This is a genomic window from Pseudomonadota bacterium (assembly GCA_027620075.1).
GTDB lineage: Bacteria > Pseudomonadota > Alphaproteobacteria > Rickettsiales > UBA6187 > 1-14-0-20-39-49.
Genome location: JAQCEY010000002.1, coordinates 394,517 through 418,753, shown reverse-complemented (window position 1 = coordinate 418,753; position 24,237 = coordinate 394,517). Strand labels below are relative to the sequence as shown.

22 protein-coding genes are annotated in these 24,237 nt (G+C 39.5%); 16 read left to right on the top strand and 6 right to left on the bottom strand.

Translation table 11 applies throughout. The annotated features are described in order from the left end of the window. Positions 1-2: 2 nt before the first annotated feature. Complete coding sequence (locus O2942_05050; protein MDA0781618.1) at positions 3-1,832, bottom strand: surface lipoprotein assembly modifier; 1,830 nt, start codon at positions 1,830-1,832, stop codon at positions 3-5. Positions 1,833-1,933: 101 nt separating this feature from the next. After that, positions 1,934-2,542, bottom strand: a complete 609-nt coding sequence (locus O2942_05045; GenBank protein MDA0781617.1) for a DUF922 domain-containing protein — start codon at positions 2,540-2,542, stop codon at positions 1,934-1,936. A 445-nt stretch (positions 2,543-2,987) separates the two neighbouring features. On the opposite strand from O2942_05045, the gene mraZ reads away from it, so the two are divergent. From mraZ to O2942_04970, 15 genes are all read left to right on the top strand, one after another. After that, positions 2,988-3,455, top strand: a complete 468-nt coding sequence (gene mraZ / locus O2942_05040) for a division/cell wall cluster transcriptional repressor MraZ (protein MDA0781616.1) — start codon at positions 2,988-2,990, stop codon at positions 3,453-3,455. Further along, positions 3,448-4,401 (top strand): 16S rRNA (cytosine(1402)-N(4))-methyltransferase RsmH, encoded by a 954-nt coding sequence (gene rsmH, locus O2942_05035; GenBank protein MDA0781615.1) that lies wholly within the window; start codon positions 3,448-3,450, stop codon positions 4,399-4,401. The genes mraZ and rsmH overlap by 8 nt, the downstream gene beginning before the upstream one ends. After that, on the top strand, positions 4,398-4,745 hold the full coding sequence (locus O2942_05030; protein ID MDA0781614.1) for a hypothetical protein: 348 nt from the start codon (positions 4,398-4,400) through the stop codon (positions 4,743-4,745). The genes rsmH and O2942_05030 overlap by 4 nt, the downstream gene beginning before the upstream one ends. Before the next feature lie 138 nt (positions 4,746-4,883). Beyond that, positions 4,884-6,632 (top strand): penicillin-binding protein 2, encoded by a 1,749-nt coding sequence (locus tag O2942_05025; GenBank protein ID MDA0781613.1) that lies wholly within the window; start codon positions 4,884-4,886, stop codon positions 6,630-6,632. Next, positions 6,589-8,079, top strand: coding sequence for a UDP-N-acetylmuramoyl-L-alanyl-D-glutamate--2,6-diaminopimelate ligase (locus tag O2942_05020; GenBank protein MDA0781612.1), 1,491 nt, complete (start codon positions 6,589-6,591; stop codon positions 8,077-8,079). Before O2942_05025 ends, O2942_05020 begins: the two co-directional genes overlap by 44 nt. Positions 8,080-8,157: 78 nt before the next feature. After that, complete coding sequence (locus O2942_05015) at positions 8,158-9,591, top strand: UDP-N-acetylmuramoyl-tripeptide--D-alanyl-D-alanine ligase (GenBank protein MDA0781611.1); 1,434 nt, start codon at positions 8,158-8,160, stop codon at positions 9,589-9,591. Further along, on the top strand, positions 9,581-10,669 hold the full coding sequence (gene mraY / locus O2942_05010) for a phospho-N-acetylmuramoyl-pentapeptide-transferase (protein ID MDA0781610.1): 1,089 nt from the start codon (positions 9,581-9,583) through the stop codon (positions 10,667-10,669). Before O2942_05015 ends, mraY begins: the two co-directional genes overlap by 11 nt. Next, positions 10,666-12,057 (top strand): UDP-N-acetylmuramoyl-L-alanine--D-glutamate ligase, encoded by a 1,392-nt coding sequence (gene murD, locus O2942_05005; GenBank protein MDA0781609.1) that lies wholly within the window; start codon positions 10,666-10,668, stop codon positions 12,055-12,057. Before mraY ends, murD begins: the two co-directional genes overlap by 4 nt. Positions 12,058-12,103: 46 nt before the next feature. Further along, positions 12,104-12,367 (top strand): hypothetical protein, encoded by a 264-nt coding sequence (locus tag O2942_05000; protein MDA0781608.1) that lies wholly within the window; start codon positions 12,104-12,106, stop codon positions 12,365-12,367. 23 nt (positions 12,368-12,390) lie between these two features. Further along, a complete protein-coding gene (gene ftsW / locus O2942_04995) occupies positions 12,391-13,533 on the top strand; it encodes a putative lipid II flippase FtsW (protein MDA0781607.1) in 1,143 nt (380 codons plus the stop codon). Continuing rightward, entirely contained in the window at positions 13,533-14,621 is a 1,089-nt protein-coding gene (gene murG / locus O2942_04990) for an undecaprenyldiphospho-muramoylpentapeptide beta-N-acetylglucosaminyltransferase (protein MDA0781606.1), read from the top strand. The genes ftsW and murG overlap by 1 nt, the downstream gene beginning before the upstream one ends. A gap of 213 nt (positions 14,622-14,834) precedes the next feature. Further along, complete coding sequence (locus O2942_04985) at positions 14,835-15,821, top strand: TAXI family TRAP transporter solute-binding subunit (GenBank protein ID MDA0781605.1); 987 nt, start codon at positions 14,835-14,837, stop codon at positions 15,819-15,821. A gap of 482 nt (positions 15,822-16,303) precedes the next feature. Then, on the top strand, positions 16,304-18,961 hold the full coding sequence (locus O2942_04980) for a TRAP transporter permease (GenBank protein ID MDA0781604.1): 2,658 nt from the start codon (positions 16,304-16,306) through the stop codon (positions 18,959-18,961). Positions 18,962-18,983: 22 nt separating this feature from the next. Continuing rightward, positions 18,984-19,418 carry a universal stress protein gene (locus O2942_04975; GenBank protein MDA0781603.1) on the top strand — a complete coding sequence of 145 codons (435 nt, stop codon included), beginning with the start codon at positions 18,984-18,986 and terminating at the stop codon, positions 19,416-19,418. 23 nt (positions 19,419-19,441) lie between these two features. After that, positions 19,442-20,335, top strand: coding sequence for a polyprenyl synthetase family protein (locus tag O2942_04970; protein MDA0781602.1), 894 nt, complete (start codon positions 19,442-19,444; stop codon positions 20,333-20,335). A gap of 1 nt (position 20,336) precedes the next feature. Here O2942_04970 and aroC read toward each other — a convergent pair whose 3' ends face one another. The 4 genes from aroC to O2942_04950 are packed head-to-tail and all read right to left on the bottom strand — an operon-like array spanning position 20,337 to position 23,171. Beyond that, the gene (gene aroC / locus O2942_04965; GenBank protein MDA0781601.1) at positions 20,337-21,410 is read right to left on the bottom strand and encodes a chorismate synthase; all 1,074 of its coding nucleotides are present in this window, start codon (positions 21,408-21,410) and stop codon (positions 20,337-20,339) included. Then, positions 21,411-21,791: a putative addiction module antidote protein gene (locus tag O2942_04960; protein MDA0781600.1), complete on the bottom strand. Its 381-nt coding sequence runs from the start codon at positions 21,789-21,791 to the stop codon at positions 21,411-21,413. 38 nt (positions 21,792-21,829) lie between these two features. Beyond that, a complete protein-coding gene (gene fabI / locus O2942_04955; protein ID MDA0781599.1) occupies positions 21,830-22,648 on the bottom strand; it encodes an enoyl-ACP reductase FabI in 819 nt (272 codons plus the stop codon). A 28-nt stretch (positions 22,649-22,676) separates the two neighbouring features. Further along, positions 22,677-23,171: an RT0821/Lpp0805 family surface protein gene (locus tag O2942_04950; GenBank protein ID MDA0781598.1), complete on the bottom strand. Its 495-nt coding sequence runs from the start codon at positions 23,169-23,171 to the stop codon at positions 22,677-22,679. A gap of 136 nt (positions 23,172-23,307) precedes the next feature. Here O2942_04950 and O2942_04945 point away from each other — a divergent pair, with 136 nt between their 5' ends. After that, on the top strand, positions 23,308-24,237 hold the full coding sequence (locus tag O2942_04945) for a cation diffusion facilitator family transporter (protein ID MDA0781597.1): 930 nt from the start codon (positions 23,308-23,310) through the stop codon (positions 24,235-24,237).

Below are 24,237 nucleotides of genomic sequence, written 5' to 3'. Positions count from 1 at the left end.
CTTTAGAAAGACCAGCCTACGGCCGTGGAAACTCGGTGGTTATCATATGTATAGTTCTGTATGTTCGAGTTTGAGTTCTTGTACTGGTAGCTTGTAGTAAGGCTGATATTTTTAGGTAGTTTTTTCATCAGTGCAAGCGTAAATGTTTTTTCAAGATCCCTTCTAAGTATGGTAGAGCTTATTGAAGTGTCAAAATCGTCGTAGTGCGTTCTTTTAAAAGTTGCTGAGGCACTTGCCGTTATGTCGTATGGAAGCTGGCGTATATATCCTAAACCTAGGTTAATTTGAAAAAATGCGTTTTTTGCTTCCCTTGCAGACTCGTTCCTCCATGTCAAAGAGGAGGTAAGTATATCTTTTTCGGTTAAAACATAGGTAGCCCCTACCTTGTTTTGATAAGCGTTTCCTGTTCTTCCCGTGTTTGTAGATGTCGGGGAGTTGTAAAAATATCTGTACTCATAAGCTACCGTGTTATCAAGTATTAGCTTGCTTGTAGGAGCGTATTTTAAAGTAAGCTCACCACCTCTTGTTTTAAGGTATTTAAAGCTGTTAAGGTTTATAATGCTTAGGTTTCCGGCTGCCGATATCTGTGTTTTAAGTTTGTTCAGGTTTAAAGTAGGCCCTGATTTTATAGATGCAAGAGAGATGTCCAGTTGATGCTCGGTAGTCTGGCTGGTTTTATATAATGTACCTGCGGTGTTGAAAGTTGCACTCCATATATTGCTTTTATTATTATCAAATTTATATAAATGCGATAATGATGTTGTGGCAAAAATTTGAGCGTCTTCCTTCTTCGTAGAGTTTTCGGCAAGAGGTATGCTTATATCGCTAAATGTGGTTTCGCCTGTTGATGCGGCAGAAGTGGCGTTTGAATCACGGTTAACGCCAAATGAGGCGGAACCTGATATAATATGCGTTTTCATTGCATATTTTACCTTCTCAAGTATGCCGTTAATGTTTTCCTTAACCTTTTCGGGCGGATTGTTGGCAAGAACAGTTTCAAAAAGTGACTTTGCTTTTTCTAGTTCTCCTGTTTTTACATATAATAAGCCCAAATCCAGCTTTATGCGGTCTATTTTAGGCGCTTTCTCTATCATGTGAAGATATGCCTCTTCAGCGGTTTTAAACTCGCCTGTTTTTTCGGCAAGTTTAGCAAGGGCAAAATATCCGTCCAGATTATCGGGTGTCTTTGCGATTTTTTCTTGTATTATTTTAATTTGCTCTCTTGCCTCTTTTATTTGCGGGTCTAAGTTTTTCTCCGCTTCGGCTTTTTTAGCTTCGTTGATTTTTACGTTCATGGGGCGGTTTTCCGGATCGATACGCTTTTGTACTTCTCGTAGAAACTGCTTTTGTGTGTATTTTTCGGGTAATTCGTTTGTTGCAGATGCTGCCTGTTCCTGCGGTGGATTTTCAGAATCGTCCGTATCCTTGGTAATGGAAGCTAAGGTTGCTTCTATTTTGTTTTTTACTTCTAAAGGAGGATTGGAGTTTAAGACTTCTTTTAATAAGGTTCTTGCGGCAGCTTTATCGCCCGTTCTTATATATATAATAGCAAGGGCAGTTTTTATCCTGTTAAGGTTGGGGTTTATTTTTAGCATATGAAGATAGGCATTTTCAGCACTTTTTAGCTTTCCGTGCCGTGCAGACAAGTTTGCATATCTGAAGAATGCATCTAAGTCGTTAGGGTCTTTCTGCATTCTGAAGGTTAGTTCTTCTAATACCGTTTCATCAACGTTGTTGCTGTCTGACGGGCGTAAAGACTCCTGTGCTAAGGGCATGTCAGGACTTAATAATGTTACTATTGTAACAATAATAAATAGTTTAAAAGCTCTCATTTGTGTCATACCTTGACAATAATCTCAATGCGTTCAATTTATATTGTAACTAAAAATTGAAACAATTGCAAATATTTTAAACCAAGGCATTGAGATGTGTGCTAAAATGTCCTATACGAGGATAATGTCGTCCCTTGTAACAGACCGTGTACGGTTTCCTTGTCGTAGTCTGCATTTTTATTGTGGTAATAGTTTATGATATTGCGTGCTATGTTGTTTGCCTCAATTGAAAGTTTTGTGCATGAACTTTGAGGTTTTATCTTTGCTATTTCTTTTTCAATTTCGCCGGCAGCTTCAATTCCCAAATCAGCGTGCTTTTCCTCATGCGTTTGTAGTGAAGCTAAATAACGTCCCCATTCGGTTTGGGTCGTCATGTCAAGCTGATTAACGTTCTCAAGCTTTGGGAAATTATGGGTTATAACCACACTTGTCGTGACAGTAGCGATTTTACAGTTTTTGCCCGACTTATCAAAAGTATAATTCCACCCTATATCATACTTTGTAAGTGCAGAGAAGTTGTTGCCGTCATTTTGTAAGGGAGCCTGCTTTGAAATAGCCTGTTTTATCTCGTCCATGGTACGACCGCTAACCGTATAGTGATATTCTTGTACGGTAACTCTCGGTGCGGCTATTGAAGCATCAGATATAATAGCACCTGATATTGCCAAGCTTAGACAAGTAATAATATTTTTTTTGAAAAATGCTTTCATCGGCTGATCCTCCTTCCTTTTTAGCGATTGAATTATATATATTCCGCAGTATATGTCAATAAAATGAATCAAAAATTTTTAAAAAAATTAAATATTTCATACTTTTTCTACCTGCTGTTGATAATTTTGTCACGCCAGCCTGTTCGCTTTTAAAAAATGATTTGCCGAATATCTGAAATATTTAGATTTTTTTCCAAAGAATGCTTGACCAATCCCATATTTTTATATAAATTTACCATATAAACCCATGAAAAACCATTTTGAACCATATGGGACTGGCAGGTAGCGGTAAGTTTGCGGTTTGAATTTTTGGGCTTCCTCTCTTTGCTCCAGGTAGGACTTTGAGGGGGTGTTTTTTGAATTTCAGGTAGGAATTCAAAAAACCGTTTGAAAGGTTTTTTGCCTGAGATTGAAAAAGCAAGGGGTGATAAGGAGTTAAGATAGTATGGCATTGTTCTTGTCTACCTACGTAAACAAGGTTGATAAGAAGGGGCGTGTTTCCGTTCCGGCTAATTTTCGTGCCGCACTATCAAAGCAGGAATATAAGGGTATCGTTGTTTATCCCTCTTTTATAAATAATTGCGTTGAAGCTTGCGGTATGGATCGTATTGAAAGGTTAAGTGAGAGTATTGACGAATTAGATCCTTATTCTGATGAGCGTGACGCATTTGCAGCTACTATTTTGGGCGGTAGTATGCAGCTTCCTTTTGACAAGGAAGGTCGTGTTATGTTGCCTGAAGGATTTTTAAAGGATACGGGTATTGATGATAAGGCGGTATTTGTAGGAAAAGGTGCTACTTTTGAGATATGGGAGCCAGAGGCATTTGAAGAATATGCAGGTAAAGCCCGTGATCTTGCTAAAAGACAGCGTGCTAATTTACGCCTGAATAAAAAAGGGGGGGCAGATGAATAATAGCTCTCCGCACTATCCCGTAATGTTGAACGAGATGTTGGAATACGTGTCTCCGAAAGATGGCGAAGTCTATGTGGACGGAACTTTCGGAGCCGGGGGGTACAGCAAAGCTCTTCTGCAAGCTGCGGATTGCAAGGTTTACGCCATAGACCGCGATCCAAACGTAAAGCAGCTTGCAGAAGAGCTGGAGGCTGAGTTTCCGAGAAGGATAGAGCTGCTTATCGGTCGTTTTAGTGACATGGAAAGATTGTTAAAAGATGCGGGAGTTGAAAAAGTTGATGCCGTTGTGCTTGATATAGGTGTTTCATCAATGCAAATTGACCAAGCACAAAGAGGTTTTTCATTTATGAGGCAAGGGCCGTTGGATATGCGTATGTCGCAGCAGGGTACTGACGCTGCGTATGTTGTAAATAATACAGATGAACAACAGCTTGCCGATATTATTTATAAGTATGGCGGTGAAAAAAAATCAAGGCGTGTAGCCTCGGCGATTGTAAAGGCAAGAGCTGAAAAGCCGATAACTACAACAAGCGAGCTTGCAAGTATAGTGCGTTCCGTGGTGCGTATGGCAAAGGATAAGATAGACCCTGCAACCAGAACATTTCAGGCTTTGAGGATATGGGTTAATGACGAGTTAGGAGAATTAAGGGACGTATTGGAAACTTCGGAAAAAATACTGGCTCCATACGGAAGGTTGGTAGTGGTAACGTTCCACTCACTTGAAGATGCAATTGTAAAGGAGTTCGTAAATAAAAAAAGCGGTAAGAATGAAGGAGTATCCAGACACCTTCCAATAGTTGAGAAAAAAACGGCATCGGCAACATTCAGACTGCTATGCAATAAGGCTATTAAGCCAAGTGAAGAAGAAATTTCAATAAATATACGTTCACGCTCGGCAAAATTACGTGCCGCAGAAAAATTAGATACAGGAGGTATCGTACAATGAAAAAAATGTTTGTAACGGTTTTTATGATTATGCTGGCATCAACGGTTTTCGGCTTGTTTCATATTCAAAATAAGGTTAAGAACCTTAAAAAAGATTTGGTTGAAGTTCATAGGCAGCTTGCTGAGGATAAGGCGATTATCCACGTGTTGCATGCCGAATGGGCGTATTTGAATGAGCCTTCCAGAATAAAAAGGCTTGCAAATGAGCATTTGAATCTTGAATATACAAAAGTTGCTCAATTGAAAGGGGCTGAACAAATCGGCGGTGTTTATCTGGCAAGTGTAAAGCCTAACAAGGCTATGCCTAGCAGACCGCAGTTGAGACCTACTCTTTCGAGTTACTAGTGCAGTTATGTCATTCTACGGATTTTTATTAGGAAAATAAGTCGTATTGGAATCCACATTCAAAAGTTTTCTAACTTTTTATTGTATGATGGCAAGTAAAATGCAAATTTGTATTTATAAATTTGAAAGGCATACCTTGTGGCGGTAGAAGAAAATAATTATTCGCAAGATGATACGGTGAGTCTGGGCAGAGCCTCGCTTGAAGACGTACGTAACAGCAGGTCAAGGTTGTTTGTTGTCTCCGGTATGTTCGTCGTTGTTTTCACGGTACTTATATTCCGTTTGATAGAGGTTTCCGTTTTTAAGGGAGGTAAGGTATTTACCGCCAAAAGCAACGACGAGTTTTACGATGATGATATCAAGACAAGGTCAGATATAACGGATAGGAACGGTACTTTGCTTGCCGTAAACCTATCTACGGCATCGCTTTACGCAAATCCGACAGTGATTTTAGATATTGACGATGCGGTAAAAAAGGTCAGTACGATATTCCCCGACACTGATGCTGTTAGCCTGAAGAGTAAACTTTCCTCGGATAAACAGTTTGTATGGATAAAAAGAAACCTTACACCTAAAGAGCAGTATAAGATAAATGAGCTTGGATTACCGGGGCTTTACTTTAAAGAGGAAGAAAAAAGGATATATCCACACAAGAATCTAATGTCGCACATATTGGGTTTTGTTGATGTTGACGGTAAAGGTATATCCGGCATTGAAAAGAAATTTAACACATATTTAAGCGGTAGTAACAACATAGGCGGAGTAAATGAAGCGTTACAGCTTTCTGTTGATATCAGAGTGCAAAGTGTCGTAAGGGACGTTTTGAGTGAAGCTATGGACGAATTTAAAGCATTGGGTGCAGCGGGTATAGTTTTAGATGCAGATACGGGCGAGGTAATATCAATGGTGAGTATGCCGGATTTCAATTTGAATAATCCGGGCGAGGCAGACCATGATTCAAAGTTCAATAGAGCTACCTATGGCGTTTACGAAATGGGTTCTACATTCAAGGTTTTCAACATGGCATTAGGCTTTGAAAAAAATAATCTGAAATTGAAAGATATTTTTGATGTTTCCGAGCCGATAAAAGTTGCCAGATTTACTATTCGTGACTACCACCAGAAAAAGAAAGAGCTTACTGCATCTGAAGTATTCATGTTCTCATCTAACATAGCATCGGCACAAATAGCTGTAGATGCAGGGGAGGAAGCTCAGAGGGAATTTTTGGACAGACTGGGTTTGCTTGATGAGCTTGAAATAGAAGTTCCTGAAAAATCAGAGCCGCTATATCCCGATAATTGGGGAAAAGTAAGCACTATGACTATATCTTATGGGCATGGTATAGCAGTTACCCCTATGCATGTGGCAAGTGCTACGGCAGCCCTTGTAAATGGTGGTGTGTTAAATCCTGTTACTTTATTGAAGAAAAGCAGGTTCAGTTTCCTAAATAGCGGTGTTAGGGTGGTCAAAGAAGATACGTCCGATAAAATAAGAAAAATAATGAGGCTGGCTGTAAAGCATGGTACGGGTAAGAACTCTGATGTGGAAGGATACCTTGTCGGAGGAAAAACAGGTTCGGCGGATAAACCCAAAGAAGGCAAATATAATACAAAAGTAAATATTTCATCGTTTGTTTCTGCCTTTCCAATGAATGAGCCAAAATATGTTGTTCTTGTGATGATGGACGAGCCTGTCGGAAATGCTAAAACCGGCGGTTATACAACAGGGGGTATGGTAGCCGCCCCTGTTACCGGAGAAGTAATAAAAAGAATAGCACCTATATTGGGCGTAACACCAGTGGATGAAAATGATTATGAAATACAGAAAGAGTTTTGGTACGACAATGAGCGAGACAAACAACAGGTTGCTATTACGGCAGTTGAGTAATGACGGCTTGATAGCAATTGATGAAAAATACGGCAATGTTGTGATTGAGGGCGTTGCCCTTGACTCCAGAAAGGTTGAGGAGGGTTTTTTGTTCGCTGCCTTAAAAGGGGCAAGCGTTGACGGTACAAAGTTTATCGCATCGGCTATCGAATCGGGTGCGGCGGCGATTTTATGCGATAATGATTTTGAAGGAGAGATACCTGAAAATATTTGTCTGATAAAATCGGATAGTCCCAGAAAAACATTCAGTCAGATAGCTTCAAAATTCTATAACAGGCAGCCTGAAGTAATAGCTGCGGTTACCGGTACTAACGGTAAGACATCGGTAGTACATTTTTGCAGAGAAATCTGGAAAGAACTAGGAAAACATGCGGCAAGTGTGGGGACTGTAGGTATAGAGGATTCGGAAGGCAAGGTAGACTTTGACAGGTCAAACTTCCTAACTACTCCAGACCCTGTAAAATTGCGTAAGATAATCTCGCAGTTAGCAGATAGCGGAGTTACACATCTTGCTATGGAGGCTTCAAGTCACGGGCTTGACCAATACAGACCTGACGGACTTAATATTAAAGTAGCAGCTTTTACCAACCTTACACGTGACCATCTGGATTATCACGGTAATTTTGAAAACTATCTTGCTGCAAAAATGCGTCTGTTTACGGAAGTTATGGATCCAAACGGAGTTGCCGTCCTAAATGCCGATATAGAACAGTTTGAGCAGCTTGAAACCGAGTGTCAAAAAAGAGGGCTTACGGTATTTTCAGTCGGAAAATATAGCAGGGCAAGGCGTAACTATATTGATATTTTCGATATACTAAATACCGCCGAGGGACAGCAGATATCTTTTGAAGTATTAGGTCGGGTTTATAATATAAATACCTCATTAATAGGTGAGTTTCAGGCTTATAATATGCTTTGTGCTATGGCGGTTGCGGTGGCATCGGGTGCTAACGTTGATGAGGCTGCTTTTGCTTTGGAAAAAGTTGATTGCGTTCCGGGGAGAATGCAAAGGGTAACAAAGTCGGATAATGATTTTAGTATATTTGTCGATTACTCACATACCCCCGATGCATTGCAAAAAGCCCTTGATGTATTGAAGCCTCTTACTAAGGGTAAATTATGGGTAGTTTTTGGTTGCGGTGGCGACAGGGATAAAGGAAAACGTCCGCTAATGGGAGAGATAGCTGTTCAGATTGCCGATAATGTTGTTGTGACAGATGACAATCCAAGAAGTGAGAATCCGGCACAGATAAGGCAGGAAATATTAGCATCTGCTAAAGGGGCTGAAGAAATATCGGATAGACACAAAGCGATTGAACATGCTATTTCAAAGCTGCAAAAAGGTGATGTTTTGCTAATAGCCGGAAAAGGGCATGAAAAAACACAGACTATCGGGGAAAATGTTTTGCCGTTTGATGATGTTGAGGTGGCAAGGGGATTTATTTAATTTACTGTCATTCCATGGATTTTATTAGGAGAATAAAATCATAGTGGAATCTACATTCAAAAAAGTTAGGAAACTTTTTTGAAATTAATTGCGGAGAAAAATAATATGACGTTATGGAGCAGTGAAGATGTACAAACCGCAACGGGTGGTGTTTCGGTTAATAGCTGGGAAGCTACGGGCGTTTCAATCGATAGCAGAAAAATAGAATCGGGCGACCTGTTTATAGCACTGGTAGGCGATAATAATGACGGTCATAAATATGTTAAATCCGCACTTGAAAAAGGTGCTTGTGCTGCGGTTGTAAATTATGTTCCCGATGATTTAGATGACAGGGATAATCTTTTAATAGTCGATAATACTTTTGACGCATTGTGGGATATGGCAAGATATAGCCGTGACAGAATGAAAGGCAAAGTTATAATGGTAACGGGCAGTGTGGGTAAAACTACTACCAAAGAAATGCTTGCCCACGTCCTTGAACATCAGGGAAAAGTTCATGCCACTATAGGTAATTTAAACAATCATTACGGCTTGCCCCTTACACTTGCAAGAATGCCTGCCGATACCGATTATGCGGTATTAGAGGTGGGAATGAGTAGTGCCGGTGAAATTTCGCCACTTTCTGTTCTGGCTCAACCTGACAGTGTTATTATTACTAATGTAGAGCCTGTGCATCTTGAGTTTTTTGATTCGATAGAGGGCATAGCAAAAGCTAAGGCTGAGGTTTTTGACGGATTAAAAGAAGGCGGATTTGCGGTACTAAATTACGATAACCTTAATTTCCCTTACTTACAAAAAATAGCTGATGAGAAAAATATAAAAAATATTAAAACTTTCGGTAAAAGCGGTGGTGCTGATTTCAGATTGAATAATTATGAGGAAGCGGCAAATAACGCAAATATTATGGCCTCATTAGACGGTAGTGAAGTTCGGTATGAGATTGGCATTTTCGGTGAGCATCACGCATTAAATTCATTGGGCGTTTTGGCGTTGGTAAAATCCGTAAGTGCAAATTTAGAGCGTGCCGCAGATGCATTTGCAGATTTTGAAGCAAAAGCGGGCAGGGGAAAAAGAATGTGTATTGAGGGAAAGTTCGGCAATATTACCCTTATCGACGATACATATAACGCAAGTCCTGCCGCAGTTTCAGCTTCCCTGAAAGTTCTAGGGGATATTAAGGCTAAGTATAATAATCGTATAGTTGCCGTTTTAGGGGATATGTTCGAGCTGGGTGATGATGCGATAAAAATGCATGAGGAGCTATCGAAGAAAATTATAGAAAATAATGTAGATGTCGTATTTACGGCTGGAAAATTAACAAAATCACTTTATAACCGTTTGCCTGATGAAATAAAAGGAAATCATAAAGATGATTCGTCCGAAATAGCAATAAGCGTTTATAACTGCTTAAAAGACGGCGATGTTGTTCTTGTAAAAGGCTCAAGAGGAATGAAGATGGAGAATGTTGTTAATTATATATGTAACGATAAAGGTATGAAGAATGCTATATAATTTATTAATGCCTTTGGTGGAAGATTACACCTTTTTAAATGTATTCCGATACATCACCTTTAGAAGCGGCGGTGCTATTTTTACGTCCCTGTTAATAGGTTTTATCTTTGGTCCTTCTATTATAAGGTGGCTGAAAAATAAGCAGAACGAAGGGCAGCCTATTCGCCTTGACGGCCCTGAAAGTCATTTACTGACAAAAAAAGGAACTCCCACGATGGGAGGGGTGATGATGTTGCTTTCGGTAGGCATATCAACATTACTTTGGGCAGATATAACCAACCAATATGTATGGGTGGTACTGTTTGTAACGTTTGGTTATGGAGCTTTGGGTTTTATTGATGACTATCTGAAGGTTACTAAGAAAAACACTACGGGCGTGCGTGGAAAATTAAAGATAGTCGCACAGGTTTCTATAGCTTTGATAGCAAGCCTGTGGATACAGCATTTGTCTTCCCCGCAGATGGAAAGCCATCTTGCGTTCCCTTTTTTAAAAAACCTGTTACTTAATCTGGGAATTTTTTATATACCTTTTGTAATCATTGTGATGGTGGGTGCTTCTAATGCGGTTAACCTGACAGACGGTCTTGACGGACTTGCTATTGTTCCGATAATGATAGCTGCCGCATGTTTTGGTTTGATAGCCTATCTTGTGGGGCATGTTAAGTTTGCCGATTATCTTCAGATACATGCCGTATCGGGAGCGGGTGAAATAGCCGTGTTCTGTGCATCGATGATAGGTGCGGGTCTGGGGTTCCTGTGGTTTAATGCACCTCCGGCAAAAGTATTTATGGGGGATACGGGAAGTCTTGCTTTTGGCGGCTCTTTGGGGGTTATAAGCGTTATAGTAAAACATGAAATAGTTTTAGCTATAATAGGCGGTTTATTCGTGATGGAGGCCGTTTCGGTTATAATTCAGGTCTATTATTTCAAACTTACCGGAAAAAGATTTTTCGGTATGGCTCCCATTCACCACCACTTTGAGAAAAAGGGCTGGAGTGAGCCGACTATTGTTATAAGATTCTGGATACTGGCAGTAATTTTCGCACTTATCGGACTATCAACGTTGAAACTAAGATGATTAATTTAAATTTTGTTAAAGATAAAAAAGTAGTTGTTTTCGGCTTGGGCAAGGCAGGTATGTCATCTGTAAAAGCTCTGGCTTTTGGTGGTGCTTTTGTAATTGCGTGTGATGACTCAAAAGAATCTAAGACAGCTTTGAAAAATGAAAACATTTCTAGCGTTTCGGTTGAGGATATTGAGTCAATAGACTGGAATAATGTTGATTTTATGGTTTTAAGCCCCGGAGTGCCGTTTACACACCCACAGCCGCATAAGGTCGTAAAGCTTGCACAAAATGCAGGTTGTGAAATAATATGTGATATTGAGCTTTTATATCGTGCAAATCCAAAATCAAAATTTATAGGAATAACCGGAACTAACGGCAAATCCACAACTACGGCTTTGATAGGGCATATTTTAAGGAATGCCGGAATTAACTGTGCTGTCGGCGGTAATATTGGTATTGCTGCTTTGGACTTGGAAAATCTGGGCAGTGACGGTGTATATGTAATAGAAATGTCATCATATCAACTTGACCTTATAAAACAAACCAAGTTCGATATTTCCGTCTGGTTGAATATAACGCCCGACCATTTGGACAGGCACGGAGGAATAGAAGGCTACATAATCGCCAAGAAGAATATTTTTACAAATCAGGGCGAAGGAGATTCGGCTGTAATAGGGGTTGACGACTCTTTTTCCGTAAATGTTTTTGAAGGTTTAAAGAGGGAAGCAAAAATTTCAAATATAATACCTATTTCGGTTAATGAAATACTCGAATACGGCGTAAGTATGAAAGAAACGCTGATAGTGGACGGTGAGAATGTTAAGTTCGGTATTGAACTTGGTGAGTTGAAAAAAATACAGGGTAAACATAATGCACAAAATATCTGTGCAGCTTACGTTGTTTCCAAGCATTGCGGTGTTACAATGGAGGATTTTGTACAGGGTGTAAGAAGCTTTGACGGACTGCCGCACAGAATGCAGTATGTCAGGGAAGAAAACGGCGTTGTTTATATTAATGACAGTAAAGCAACAAATGCCGATGCAGCATCTAAGGCACTGGAGACTTTCGGCAATATATACTGGATATTAGGAGGAGTGCCGAAGTCGGGAGGTATTGAATCCCTACACCGTTATTTCCCAAAGATAAAACACGCTTATCTGATAGGTGAGGCGCAAGACGAATTTGCAGGCACATTACAAGGTAAGATTGAGTTTACAAAATGTAATGATTTAAAAAACGCTTTTATTAAAGCCAAAAAAGATGCAGAAAGTTGTAGCGAAGAACAACCGGTTGTGCTTTTATCACCTGCATGTGCATCTTTTGATCAGTGGTCTAATTTCGAAGAAAGAGGTGACGCATTTATTGCTTATGTTAATGGTAAAATGGCGGTTGATGAGTAATAATATTATTTTAGTTAACAATAAATATTTTGTTTAGGAGCAAGTAATGGGAAATTGTTTAAGTAATTTTAAGTCTGATTATACAAAAAATAAAGAGGGTGCTGAGTATACTTCATTAGTATTGGCAAATGAAGAAAAGAATTTGTCTAACAAAGAAAAAGCTCTAGAATTAAGAGCCAAGGAAATCGCTTTAATTGATGAGCAGATTAAAAGTTCGGAAGAAAAGGGATTTGTTAATCAAGCCAAGCTATTAGAAAGAAAAAAGTTAGAAGCACTATTTGGGTATAATAATAGTTGTGCAAGAAGTTAATAAAACAATTACATGTAAGTAACATGAAGTTTGACCGTCAAAATAAGAATATATTTACCGGTTGGTGGTGGACGGTTGACAAGTTATCCTTGCTTGCAATAACTATGATAATTCTTTTTGGTGCTGTGATGGTGGCTACCACAAGCCCTGCGATAGCCGACCGTATCGGCTATGATAGTTTTCACTTTGCAAAAAAACAGCTTATGTTCTTATTAGGAACATTCCTTATTATTGTGACGGTTTCTTTTATGCCTCCCATAGCAATAAGAAGGATTGCCACATTCGGTTTTTTAGTAAGCATTTTGCTGATGGTGGGAGTGGTTTTGTTCGGGCATGAGATAAACGGTGCAAAACGCTGGATATTCATAGCGGGGCAATCGCTTCAGCCGTCCGAGTTTATGAAGCCTTTCTTTATAATAGTTATAGCGTGGATGCTATCGGAGGCTAAAAACAGAAAAGGGTTTAAAGGTTTTCAGATATCACTTATCTTATATGCACTTGTGGCGGCACTTCTTATAAGTCAGCCTGATTTCGGTATGTTCTTTGTGGTAACTGCCGTTTGGGGAGGGCAGCTTTTTGTAGGGGGATTATCTATACCTCTTGTTATAGGCATAGTTCTTTCCGGGTTGTTTGTACTACTTGTGGCATATTTCTTTTTTCCGCATGTGGCGAAGCGTATAGATAGCTATATTTTCGATAGCGGCGGTAATTATCAGGTAAGAAAGTCGCTGGACGCATTTGATAGCGGCGGTCTTATCGGAAGGGGACCGGGCGAGGGGATAGTAAAGCAATCATTGCCTGATTCACATACTGATTTTATTTTTGCAGTTATAGGTGAGGAGTTGGGTGCAATTACCTGTATTATAATAGTATGTTTATATGGGTTTATTGTTCTTAGAGGTTTAAGAAGAATGATGAATGAGGACGACTTGTTCTTTGTCTATGCAGTTTCAGGGCTTTTGATGCAGTTCGGGTTGCAGGCTATAATCAATATGGGTGTAGCATTGCACTTGTTGCCGACAAAGGGAATGACACTGCCTTTTATTAGCTATGGCGGTTCCTCAATGTTCGCAATAGCTATCGCTATGGGAATGATGCTGGGGCTTACAAAAACAAGATACGGAAGTGTTTTGAAAAAGAAAAAACTAGTTTGGGAAGATGCTTAATGTCAGAAAACAACAAGAACAAAATAGTTGTGTTAGCCGCCGGAGGCACGGGAGGACATATATTTCCGGCTGAAGCCCTTGCATCTGAGTTAATCGAGCGGGGTCATAAGGCGATACTTATTTCCGATAAAAGATATAAAAAGCACTTGCTGACACCTGAAAAAATGGAAGTAAGGGTTATTTCGGCAGCATCAACAGGCGGCACAATTGCTGCAAAGCTCAAGGCAGTGCCTATGATTTTTGCGGGCATAAGGCAGGCAAAGATTGAACTGAAAAAAATAAAGCCCGATATAGTTGTAGGGTTTGGCGGATATCCTTCTTTTCCTACAATGTATGCTGCCAATATGCTGAAAATAAAAACAGTTATACATGAACAAAATTGTGTTATGGGAAAGGTAAACAGGTTCTTATGCGGAAAAGTCACTAAAATTGCTACATCTTTCAGGGAAGTAAAAGGAATTAGTGAAAAATATTATGACAAGGTTGTGTTAACGGGAAATCCCGTTCGTCCTGCAATAAAAGCATTGCGTGAGATTCCTTATCCTGACCCCGATGACGGAGAAACTATACATATACTGGTAACAGGCGGTTCACAGGGGGCTAGCATATTCAGTGAGGTTGTGCCGCAGGCTATTTGTAATCTGCCCGAAGAGTTAAGACATAAGATACGCATAGACCAGCAATGCAGGAATGAAGACCTAGACCGTGTAAAAAAAATCTATGATGAAGCGGGTATTAGTGCCGACCTTGCAACTTTTTTTGAGGATATACCGACAAGAATAAGCTCGTCACATCTTATCATAGCAAGGGCGGGGGCTTCAACCGTTTCGGAAATTACCGTTGCAGGTCGTCCGTCAATTTTAGTACCTTATAAATTCGCCACTGACGATCACCAAACCGTAAATGCTCTGGCACTTGCGAAAAAAGAAGCTGCAATTCTTATCGGTCAGGACGATTTTACACAAGAGGAGCTTAATAAAACGCTAAAATCATTATTGAGCAATCCTGAAAAACTAATAAGTATGGCAAAAAATTCATATAGCATGGGCAAAACTGACGCTGTAGAAAAATTGATGAATTGTTTGTAAATAATTTTTTTTGATTTAATAATAGTTTATTGAATGGAAAAATAAGCCGTTATTTACAAATTTATTAAGATTGTAGGAAGGTTTTTCCTTGTTTGTCGGGAAAAATTATGTTATTGGTATGAAACAATTAGTTAAATCTAAAGTATTAGTTTAATCTAACGATATAATTTCAATTATATATTTAAAAATACTGTGAAAAAAGGGGTTTTTTTTATGAATCGATTTTTTGTAATAAGTCTATTATCAATGGCTGTGCTTATAGTATCTATGGCGATCAGTCCGGTATCTAGCCCCGCAAAAGCTTCTGATAAATTTATAACTATCGGTACAGGTGGTGTAACAGGTGTTTATTATCCTACTGGCGGAGCAATATGCCGCCTTGTAAATCGCGGTAGAAAAGATCACGGGATACGTTGCTCGGTTGAGTCCACAGGTGGTTCGGTCTATAACCTTAATGCTTTGAGAGATGGCGGTCTTGATTTGGCGGTGGCTCAGTCAGACTGGCAATATCATGCATATAACGGAACAAGCATTTTTGCTGACCAAGGTGCGTTTAGTACCCTACGTGCCGTGTTTTCATTGCACACGGAGGCTTTCACTATAATCGTGAGAAAAAATTCAGGCATCAACTCAATTGATGATCTTGTAGGTAGAAAAGTAAACGTAGGTAATCCCGGTTCAGGTAACAGGGCGACTATGGAAGTTGTTATGAGGGCTATGGGTTGGACAAAAGAGGATTTTAAGGTGACTGCTGAGCTTAAAGGTTCCGAGCAGCCGCAAGCTCTTTGTGATAACAAAATTGACGTAATGATATATAATGCCGGTCATCCGAACGGTGCGGTTCAGGAAGTTGCAACATCGTGCGATGTTAAAATAATTCCGGTTGAAGGTCCTTCAATTGACCGTCTGGTAGATAAAAGCCCTTATTACGCATATACGACGATACCCGGTGGAATGTATGCCGGTAATGATAATAGTATAAGGACTTTCGGTGTTAAAGCTACTTTCGTATCTACAAGCAAAGTTGATGATGAGGTTATTTATCAACTTGTAAAAGCTGTGTTTGATAATTTTGATAACTTTAAAACGCTTCACCCGGTTTTTGTGAGCCTTGATCCTAAAAAACTAATAACAGAAGGTAATATCGCTCCTTTACATGAAGGTGCAAGACGTTATTTCAGCGAAAGAGGATTGTTATAATACCGTATAGATTATATATAAACATTAAGGCTCTCAAATTTGAGAGCCTTTTTTGTTAAAATGTTAAAATATTCCTTCACCTATAGATAAATTAATTATATATATTTTACTCTGTGATTTTTGCGATTTATAGAAAATTAATATAAAGTATATAAATCTTTATTTTAGGCTCTTGTATGGTAACTTTGAATTAAATTTACTAATCGGTGTCATCCTATGAAAAAAATTTAGTAAAATTTTTTATCATGGGATCCAATTTGAAAAGTTTAGGAAAACTTTTCAATATCTAAAAAGTTTCCTAACTTTTTAGATATTGGATTCCCCTATAATTTTGTTCTACTAACAAAATTCGTGGAATGACAAATATAAATATACGTAAATTAAATTCAATTCAAAGTTGCTATATTTATTCCGCAAAATGCTGAAATTTCTTGTAAAGACACTATCGAAATTAACTATAGTTAAAAAAGTATGGGGTTTATATGAATAATTCTGCAAGTGCTAACGTTTCAAAGATGACCGACTCTGAATTACAGGATCTGGTAATTGAAAGTGATAGCGGTGCAAGACGTCCGTCGGGTTTGTCCGCTAAGATATTATTCTTTACAGCACTTGCATGGTCATTGTTCCAACTATGGGTAGCCTCGCCGATCCCATATAGCGATGCAGTGCTTTCATATAATGAATTTGTAGGAAAATATCTGTTTGATTTCCTTCAGATACACCCCTTCAACAGCACCGAATCAAGATATATACATCTGGCATTTGCGTTATTCTTAGCATATATGTCATATCCTGCCTTTAAAAATAGTCCTAGGGGATATATACCCGCTATTGACTGGGGCTTTGCATTAATTTCCATAACATGTGTTCTGTATCTCTTTTTTAATAAAGATGCTTTGGCAGACAGATCCGGTGCGCCGACAAATTCTGACGTGATAATTGCAGTGGTAGGAATGTTGATGTTATTGGAGGCCGCAAGAAGGGCTTTAGGCCCTCCGCTTGTAATCATTGCAACAATATTCCTGTTCTATACTTTTGCAGGTAACGCCCCTTTTATGCCCGATCTGATAGCTCACAAGGGACAAAGTATAATTAAAGTAGCTTCGCATCAATGGCTCAGTTCTGAAGGGGTTTTCGGAATCGCTATAGGCGTATCAACAGATTTTGTGTTTTTGTTCGTATTGTTCGGTTCGTTATTGGAGAAGGCAGGCGCCGGAAATTATTTTATTAAGGTAGCGTTTTCGTTGTTAGGGCATCTCAAAGGGGGGCCTGCAAAGGCTGCCGTACTTGCTTCCGGCATGACGGGGCTTATCTCGGGTTCTTCAATAGCGAATGTAGTAACTACAGGCACTTTCACAGTTCCTCTTATGAGAAGAGTGGGCTTTTCAAGGGAGAAAGCCGGAGCTGTTGAAGTTGCTGCTTCCGTAAACGGTCAGATAATGCCTCCTGTTATGGGAGCTGCGGCTTTTCTTATGATAGAATATGTAGGTATCCCTTATATTGAAGTTGTTAAGGCGGCTGTCATTCCGGCAGTAATTTCATATATAGCATTGTTATACATTGTTCACCTTGAGGCTTTAAAAGCTGACATGAAGTCATTGAGGAAGCGTAGAACTTCAACCTTTGTGCAAAAAATAATAGCCTATGCAATAATTGTAACCAGCCTGATTATTATATCAGGGGCTGTTTATTACGGTATCGGCTGGGTGAAAGATGTTTTTAAAGATAACGCAAAATACATAATAGCTTTTGGTGTTACTGCCGTATATCTGGGGTTATTATACTATGCATCTAAATTTCCGCCTTTGGAAATGGATGATCCAAATAGTGTAATGTCAAAGTTGCCTGAAACAGGACCAACCGTTAAAACAGGGCTTTATTATATATTGCCTATAGTCGTTCTGGTCTGGTGCTTGATGATAGAGAAGTTATCTCCCGGACTTTCAGCTTTTTGGGCTACCTTCTTTATGATAATTATTGTGGTAACTCAAAGACCTATAAGTGCATTTTTCAGAAAGTCAGGCGAGATAAAACAAGGAGCGATAGACGGTCTTATCGACCTGCTTGACGGTCTTATATCAGGTGCAAGAAATATGACGGGAATCGGTATTGCCACTGCGGCAGCAGGTATTATTGTCGGCGTTGTATCGTTGACGGGAGTAGGGCAGGTGCTTACCGAGCTTGTAGAACGTCTTGCCGGAGGCTCGTTTGTGCTTGTGCTTATCTATACGGCGGTCATATGCCTTATACTTGGAATGGGACTGCCGACAACCGCTAACTATATTGTTGTTTCCAGCCTTATGGTTCCGGTTGTGAGCGAGCTTGCCAAACAAAACGGTATAGAGATACCGCTGATAGCTATCCACCTGTTCGTATTTTATTTCGGCATTATGGCAGATGTCACACCGCCTGTGGGGCTTGCTTCATTTGCTGCGGCGGCAGTTTCAGGGGGCGATCCGATCAAAACCGGTGTTCAGGCTTTCGTATATAGTATTCGTACCGTAATTTTGCCTTTTATCTTTATATATAATACCGACCTGTTGCTAATCGGTGTAGATAGTTTCTTGATGGGGACTATAATATTTATAAAGGCGACAATAGCTATGTTGGTATTTGCAGCAGCAACGCAAGGTTATTTTATTATTAAGAGCAGGCTATATGAATCGGCTATTCTTTTGCTAGTTGCGTTTGCTATTTTACGTCCGGGATTCTGGATGGATATTATAACGCCGCCTTATGAGAAGCGGGTTGTTTATCAAGTCGATACAGCCTTTAATGAAGCTGAAGCCGGGCAGCGTATAAAAATAGGTGTAATGGGAGAAAATAATATAGGCGACCCAAGACCATTCTCGGCGTTTATTGATATAAAAGAAGAACATAAAGGTCTTGATCGCTTGCGTGAATACGGACTTGTTGTAAGAAAAGAAGAAGGACAGGTTTTTGTCGATGATATCGTTTTTAACAGTCAGGCGGAAAAAGACGGGTTTTATTTTGATTACGAAATTACCTCTTTAGATGTTTCTCAACAACAAATCAACAGAAACTGGATATATTTAGTTGCTATGAGTGTGCTTTTTGGTGTAATTCTAATGCAAAGAAACAGACGCAGTGAGATAATGAGCGTCGATAATAATTAAATAATAAAATAAGGTTAATGCGATGTATAAAAATATACTTTATCCCGTTGATATTGCGGAAGAAGGCTCGTGGAAAGATTCTTTGCCGGCGGCAATTGAACATTCAAAAGCACTTGGTGCAAAATTACACGTTATGGCAGTTGTGTCCGATTACGGAATGAGCCTTGTGCAGCAATATTTCCCTAAAGGTTCAATTGACAGGGTTGTAGATAAAACAAAAGAAGCGTTACATGAATTTGTTGATGCAAATATTCCTGATGATATAAAGGTAAGAAACATAGTGGCTAAAGGCTCCGTTTATGAATGCATTATTAAAACGGCAAAAACTATTGATGCCGATTTAATAATAATGTCGGCTCATAAACCCGGACTAAAAGACTATCTTCTAGGACCTAATGCTGCTAAAGTTGTCAGGCACTCCGACCGTTCGGTTTTGGTGGTGAGGAGCAAAAACTAATCAAATATTTATAGGTAATAAACATGTCGGATTTAGATAAGGTATTACAAAGTGTTTCTGATAGTCTTTATGAAAAGATGGATTTGCTTCTGCCCGAAGCAGGGGAAGGCACACAAACCAGACTATATGAGGCAATGAGGTATTCTGCCTTATCCGAGGGTAAAAGGCTCAGACCTTTTTTGACGGTTACAACCGCAAATCTTTTTGGCGTTAGCACATCTTCTTCCCTACAGCTTGCGGCGGCAATTGAGTTTGTCCACACATATTCATTGATACATGACGACTTGCCTGCAATGGATGATGATGATGTAAGGAGAGGGAAGCCAAGCTGTCATGTTAAATTTGATGAAGCTACGGCTATTTTGGCAGGAGATGCTCTTTTAACATTTGCATTTGAGATACTTTCAGACCGCTCGACGCATTCAAGCCATGCCGTAAGGTGTGAGTTGGTAAAATGTATGGCAAAAGCGGCTGGGGCAAACGGTATGGTTGGTGGACAGATGGTTGATCTGGATTCCGATCAGCGTAAGATGAGTATTAATGAGATAATTAATTTACAAAGATTAAAGACGGGCGAGTTATTTGCCGTATCATGTGAGGGCGGTGCTATTCTTGGAAATGCACCTGAGCATTTAAGGAAATTGATGAAAGGTTATGCTCATGATATCGGTCTGGCATTTCAGATTACTGATGATTTACTGGACGCTAAAGCCGGTGACGGTTCTAAGAAGGGTGATAAAAAAAGAATCGATAAATCCTCCGATAAGGCAACGTTTGTTAGTGCTATGGGTGTTAAAAAAGCCAAAGAGCAAGCAAGGATATTGGCTGAACAGGCTGTAAGGCATCTTCATACTTTCGGCAAACAAGCAGACCTTTTAAGGGAGCTTGCAGAATATATAGTGGATAGGGAGTATTAAATTACCCACACTGAGCTTTGTGAATCATCTTGTGGTCGGCAAGCACGCATGCCATCATAGCCTCGCCGATAGGAACCGCACGAATACCAACGCAAGGATCATGTCTGCCTTTGGTGATTATTTCATGCTCGTTTCCGGCTTGGTCAATAGTTTTTCTCGGTGTAAGAATTGAGCTTGTAGGTTTTACGCTAAATCTGGCAATTATAGGCTGACCGCTGGAAATTCCTCCTAATATACCGCCTGCGTTATTTGAAAGGAATTGCGGATTGCCTTGTTTATCAATTCTTATCTCATCAGCGTTTTCTTCGCCTGTTAATTCTGCCGCAGCCATTCCCGCTCCAATCTCAACACCTTTTACGGCATTAATTGTCATAAATGCGGCGGCTAAATCAGAATCTAATTTATTATAAAGAGGTGCTCCCCAACCGGCAGGTACGCCTTCTGCCCGAACTTCAATTACAGCACCTATGGAAGAGCCGTTTTTCCTTATTTTATCAAGATAATTTTCCCAATTTTTTGCAGCTTCTTTATCGGGGCAGAAGAACGGATTGTTATTAACTTCATTCCAGTCCCAATTTTCCGTATTGATTTTTTCAGCTCCGATTTGAACTAATGCTGCTCTTATTTTTATGGAATCACCTAAAATTTTACGTGCTACGGCTCCTGCTGCAACACGCATTGCGGTTTCCCTTGCACTGGAACGCCCGCCGCCTCGGTAGTCACGGATACCGTATTTTTGCATATAGGTGAAATCAGCATGTCCGGGGCGAAATTTATCTTTTATATCGCCATAGTCTTTAGAACGCTGATCTTCATTATGGATAATAAGGCTTATCGGTGTACCTGTGGTTTTACCTTTAAAAACACCTGAAAGTATTTTTACAGTGTCGCTTTCTTTTCTTTGGGTGGTAAATCGTGATTGCCCCGGTTTCCTTTTGTCTAAAAAAGGCTGTATATCCTCCTCCGAAAGAGAAATCAGAGGAGGAACTCCGTCTACAACACAACCGATTGCTTCACCGTGACTTTCACCCCATGTGGTAAAAGTAAAAAGCTTCCCGAAGCTGTTTGTAGCCATCTATGCTAATTCTTCTTCGATTTGAGTATTGGCAATTATCTTCTCGATAGTGCTGTCGATGTCCTGCTTAATCTGCTCGTTAGCTTTGACAGGCTCTATTGTAAGTGTGTATCCTAAGCCTCTTAGTATAGTACCTAATGATTTGAACTTCGGATTTCCTGTAGAAGCAAAAGTTCTATATAGATTTTGTCTGTTAATTCCGGTTCTGCGAGATAATGCAGTCATACCGCCCTGAGCTTTAGTAAGCTTACGAAGGGCTGCAAGGAAGGTTTTCGCTTCTCCTGTTTTTGTAAAAGATTCTATGGCTTTTTGAAGATAAGCAGTTGCTACTTCAGGGTTTTTCAAAGTTTCAATGTCCTTGTAAATTTTTCGTTCTGTCATGTTAATCCCTTTTTTAGTTATAGTTTTTATTAAATGATTTAAATAGTTGAGATATCGGGTGCATCTGCATTTTTCATGCCGACAACGTGATACCCTGAATCTACGTGTAAGTTTTCACCTGTAGTGCCGCTACCTAGGTCACTCAGTAAGAAAACACCGGCACCGCCGACATCTTCAATGGTAGTATTACGTCTAAGCGGTGAATTATATTCATTCCATTTTAAGATGTAACGAAAATCGCCGATTCCTGAAGCCGCAAGAGTTTTTACAGGTCCTGCCGATATGGAATTTACCCTTATGTTATTTCCGCCTAAATCCACGGCAAGATATTTCACACTTGCTTCAAGTGCAGCTTTAGCAACTCCCATAACATTGTAATGAGGCATAACCTTTTCCGAACCGTAGTAAGTCAATGTTACCATGCTTCCTCCGTTTTGCATCAGCTTTGAAGCTTTTTTAGCGATAGCGGTGAAAGAATAACATGATATATTCATTGTCTTTGTGAAGTTTTCAGGCGATGTATCGACATATTTACCTGTAAGTTCGTCTTTATCGGAATAGGCTATGGCATGTACGACAAAGTCTAATGTACCCCATTTTTTTTCAATTTCCGCAAACGTAGCATCAATACTTGAGCTGTCCGTTACATCGCAAGGTAAAATTATATCCGAGCCTAATGACTCGGCTAGTGGGGTAACCCTTTTTTTCAAGGCTTCGCCCTGATATGTAAATGCAAGTTTCGCACCTTGGTCACCGCATGCTTTTGATATTCCCCATGCGAGAGATTTATTATTGGCAACGCCCATTATTAAACCGCGTTTACCTTCCATTAAATTGCCTTTTGGCGTAGTATTCATAGTAAGTATTCTCTGGTTTTATTTTAAATTAATTCTGAATCTTCCAAGTTCCGTCAGGCTGACGGCAAGCAGTGCCATAAGCCTCCTCGTGTCTGCCGTTCACAGATATTGTCTGTGAATATTCACGGCAATGAGTTCCGGTGCTTGTTTGATATGTTTTTATAGGGGTTATAGTCCCTGAGTTACCGTTATCAGGGTTTACCCAAGTTGAAGTCTGCCCGTTCCTTTTATATTCAAGGGCTTCTCTTGATGTGCGGTCATAATATGCCATATCGGCTCTGTCCAGTGAAGCTCCGATTGATTTTCCCAGTGCCGCCCCAAGCAGTGTACCCGCAGCAATGGCGGCAATATTGCCTTTTCCCTTACCGACATTAGAGCCGATCCATGCACCGCCTACCGCCCCTGTAGCAGTTCCTACATTTTCTTTTGTGAAAATATTTTCAAAACTTTGCATTGAGCCGGGCTGGCATGCCGTAAGAAATGATAAAAGCGATAATGACGCTACATAGCTTTTTAAACGCATAATACTGTTATCTCCTAAAATAAGTATAAAAACCGGTAGTGTATTTAAATTTAAAGTTCATTTTTATATAACGTTTTTGTTATAACAGGAATATTTTATATTTCAAAAGTTTTTTTTATAATTTATAAAGAAAACTATGGAAATTTCTAACAAAGAGGCAGTAAAATTATTGAAAATAGCGACATTTATGTCGGTAAGTGTAGCTATTTTAATAATTTTTATCAAACTTATAGCGTGGTTCATGACCGATTCATTGAGCCTTCTTTCTTCTTTGATAGATTCGATGCTTGATGTTATTGCGTCAATAGTTACCTTTATAGCAGTAAGATATTCGTTGCAGCCTGCCGATGAGGATCATCGCTTCGGGCATGGCAAGGCTGAGGATATAGCCGCATTCTCCCAAAGTGTGTTTATAGCAGGTTCAGGTCTGTTTATATTTGCAGAGGCAATAGCAAGGTTTATGAATCCACAAGAGGTTAGCAACCATATTGCCGGTATTGGTGTTATGATTATATCAAGCCTACTTACCTTAATGTTGTTGTCTTATCAAAAATATGTAATTTCAAAAACTAATTCCGGTGCAATTAAAGCCGATTCATTGCATTATAAAACCGACCTTTTTGTAAACTTATTGGTTATTATATCATTTGTTTCATCAGTGTTGTTTAAGCTACAATGGATTGACCCTTTACTTGCACTTATTGTTGCTATCCATATATTCAAAAGTGCTTTTTCAGTCGGCAAAGATGCGTTCGATAAATTGATGGATAAAGAGTTCTCTGACGACGACAGGGCAAAAATAATTGATTGTATAATGACAAGTAAAAATGTCAAAGGAGTTCATGACTTGAGAACCAGAAGTTCGGGAATCAAGCCGTTTATACAATTTCATCTTGAGCTTGACGGCAATTTATCGCTTATAAATGCACATGCTATTTCAGATGATATTGAAATGAAAATCTTGAAGTTTCTTCCAAATGCTGAAATATTGGTGCATCTGGATGTTGAGGTTAAAAAAGATTTAGAACCTTTGAAGGGCAGGGTAGTTCCTTTAAAGAAAAAATAA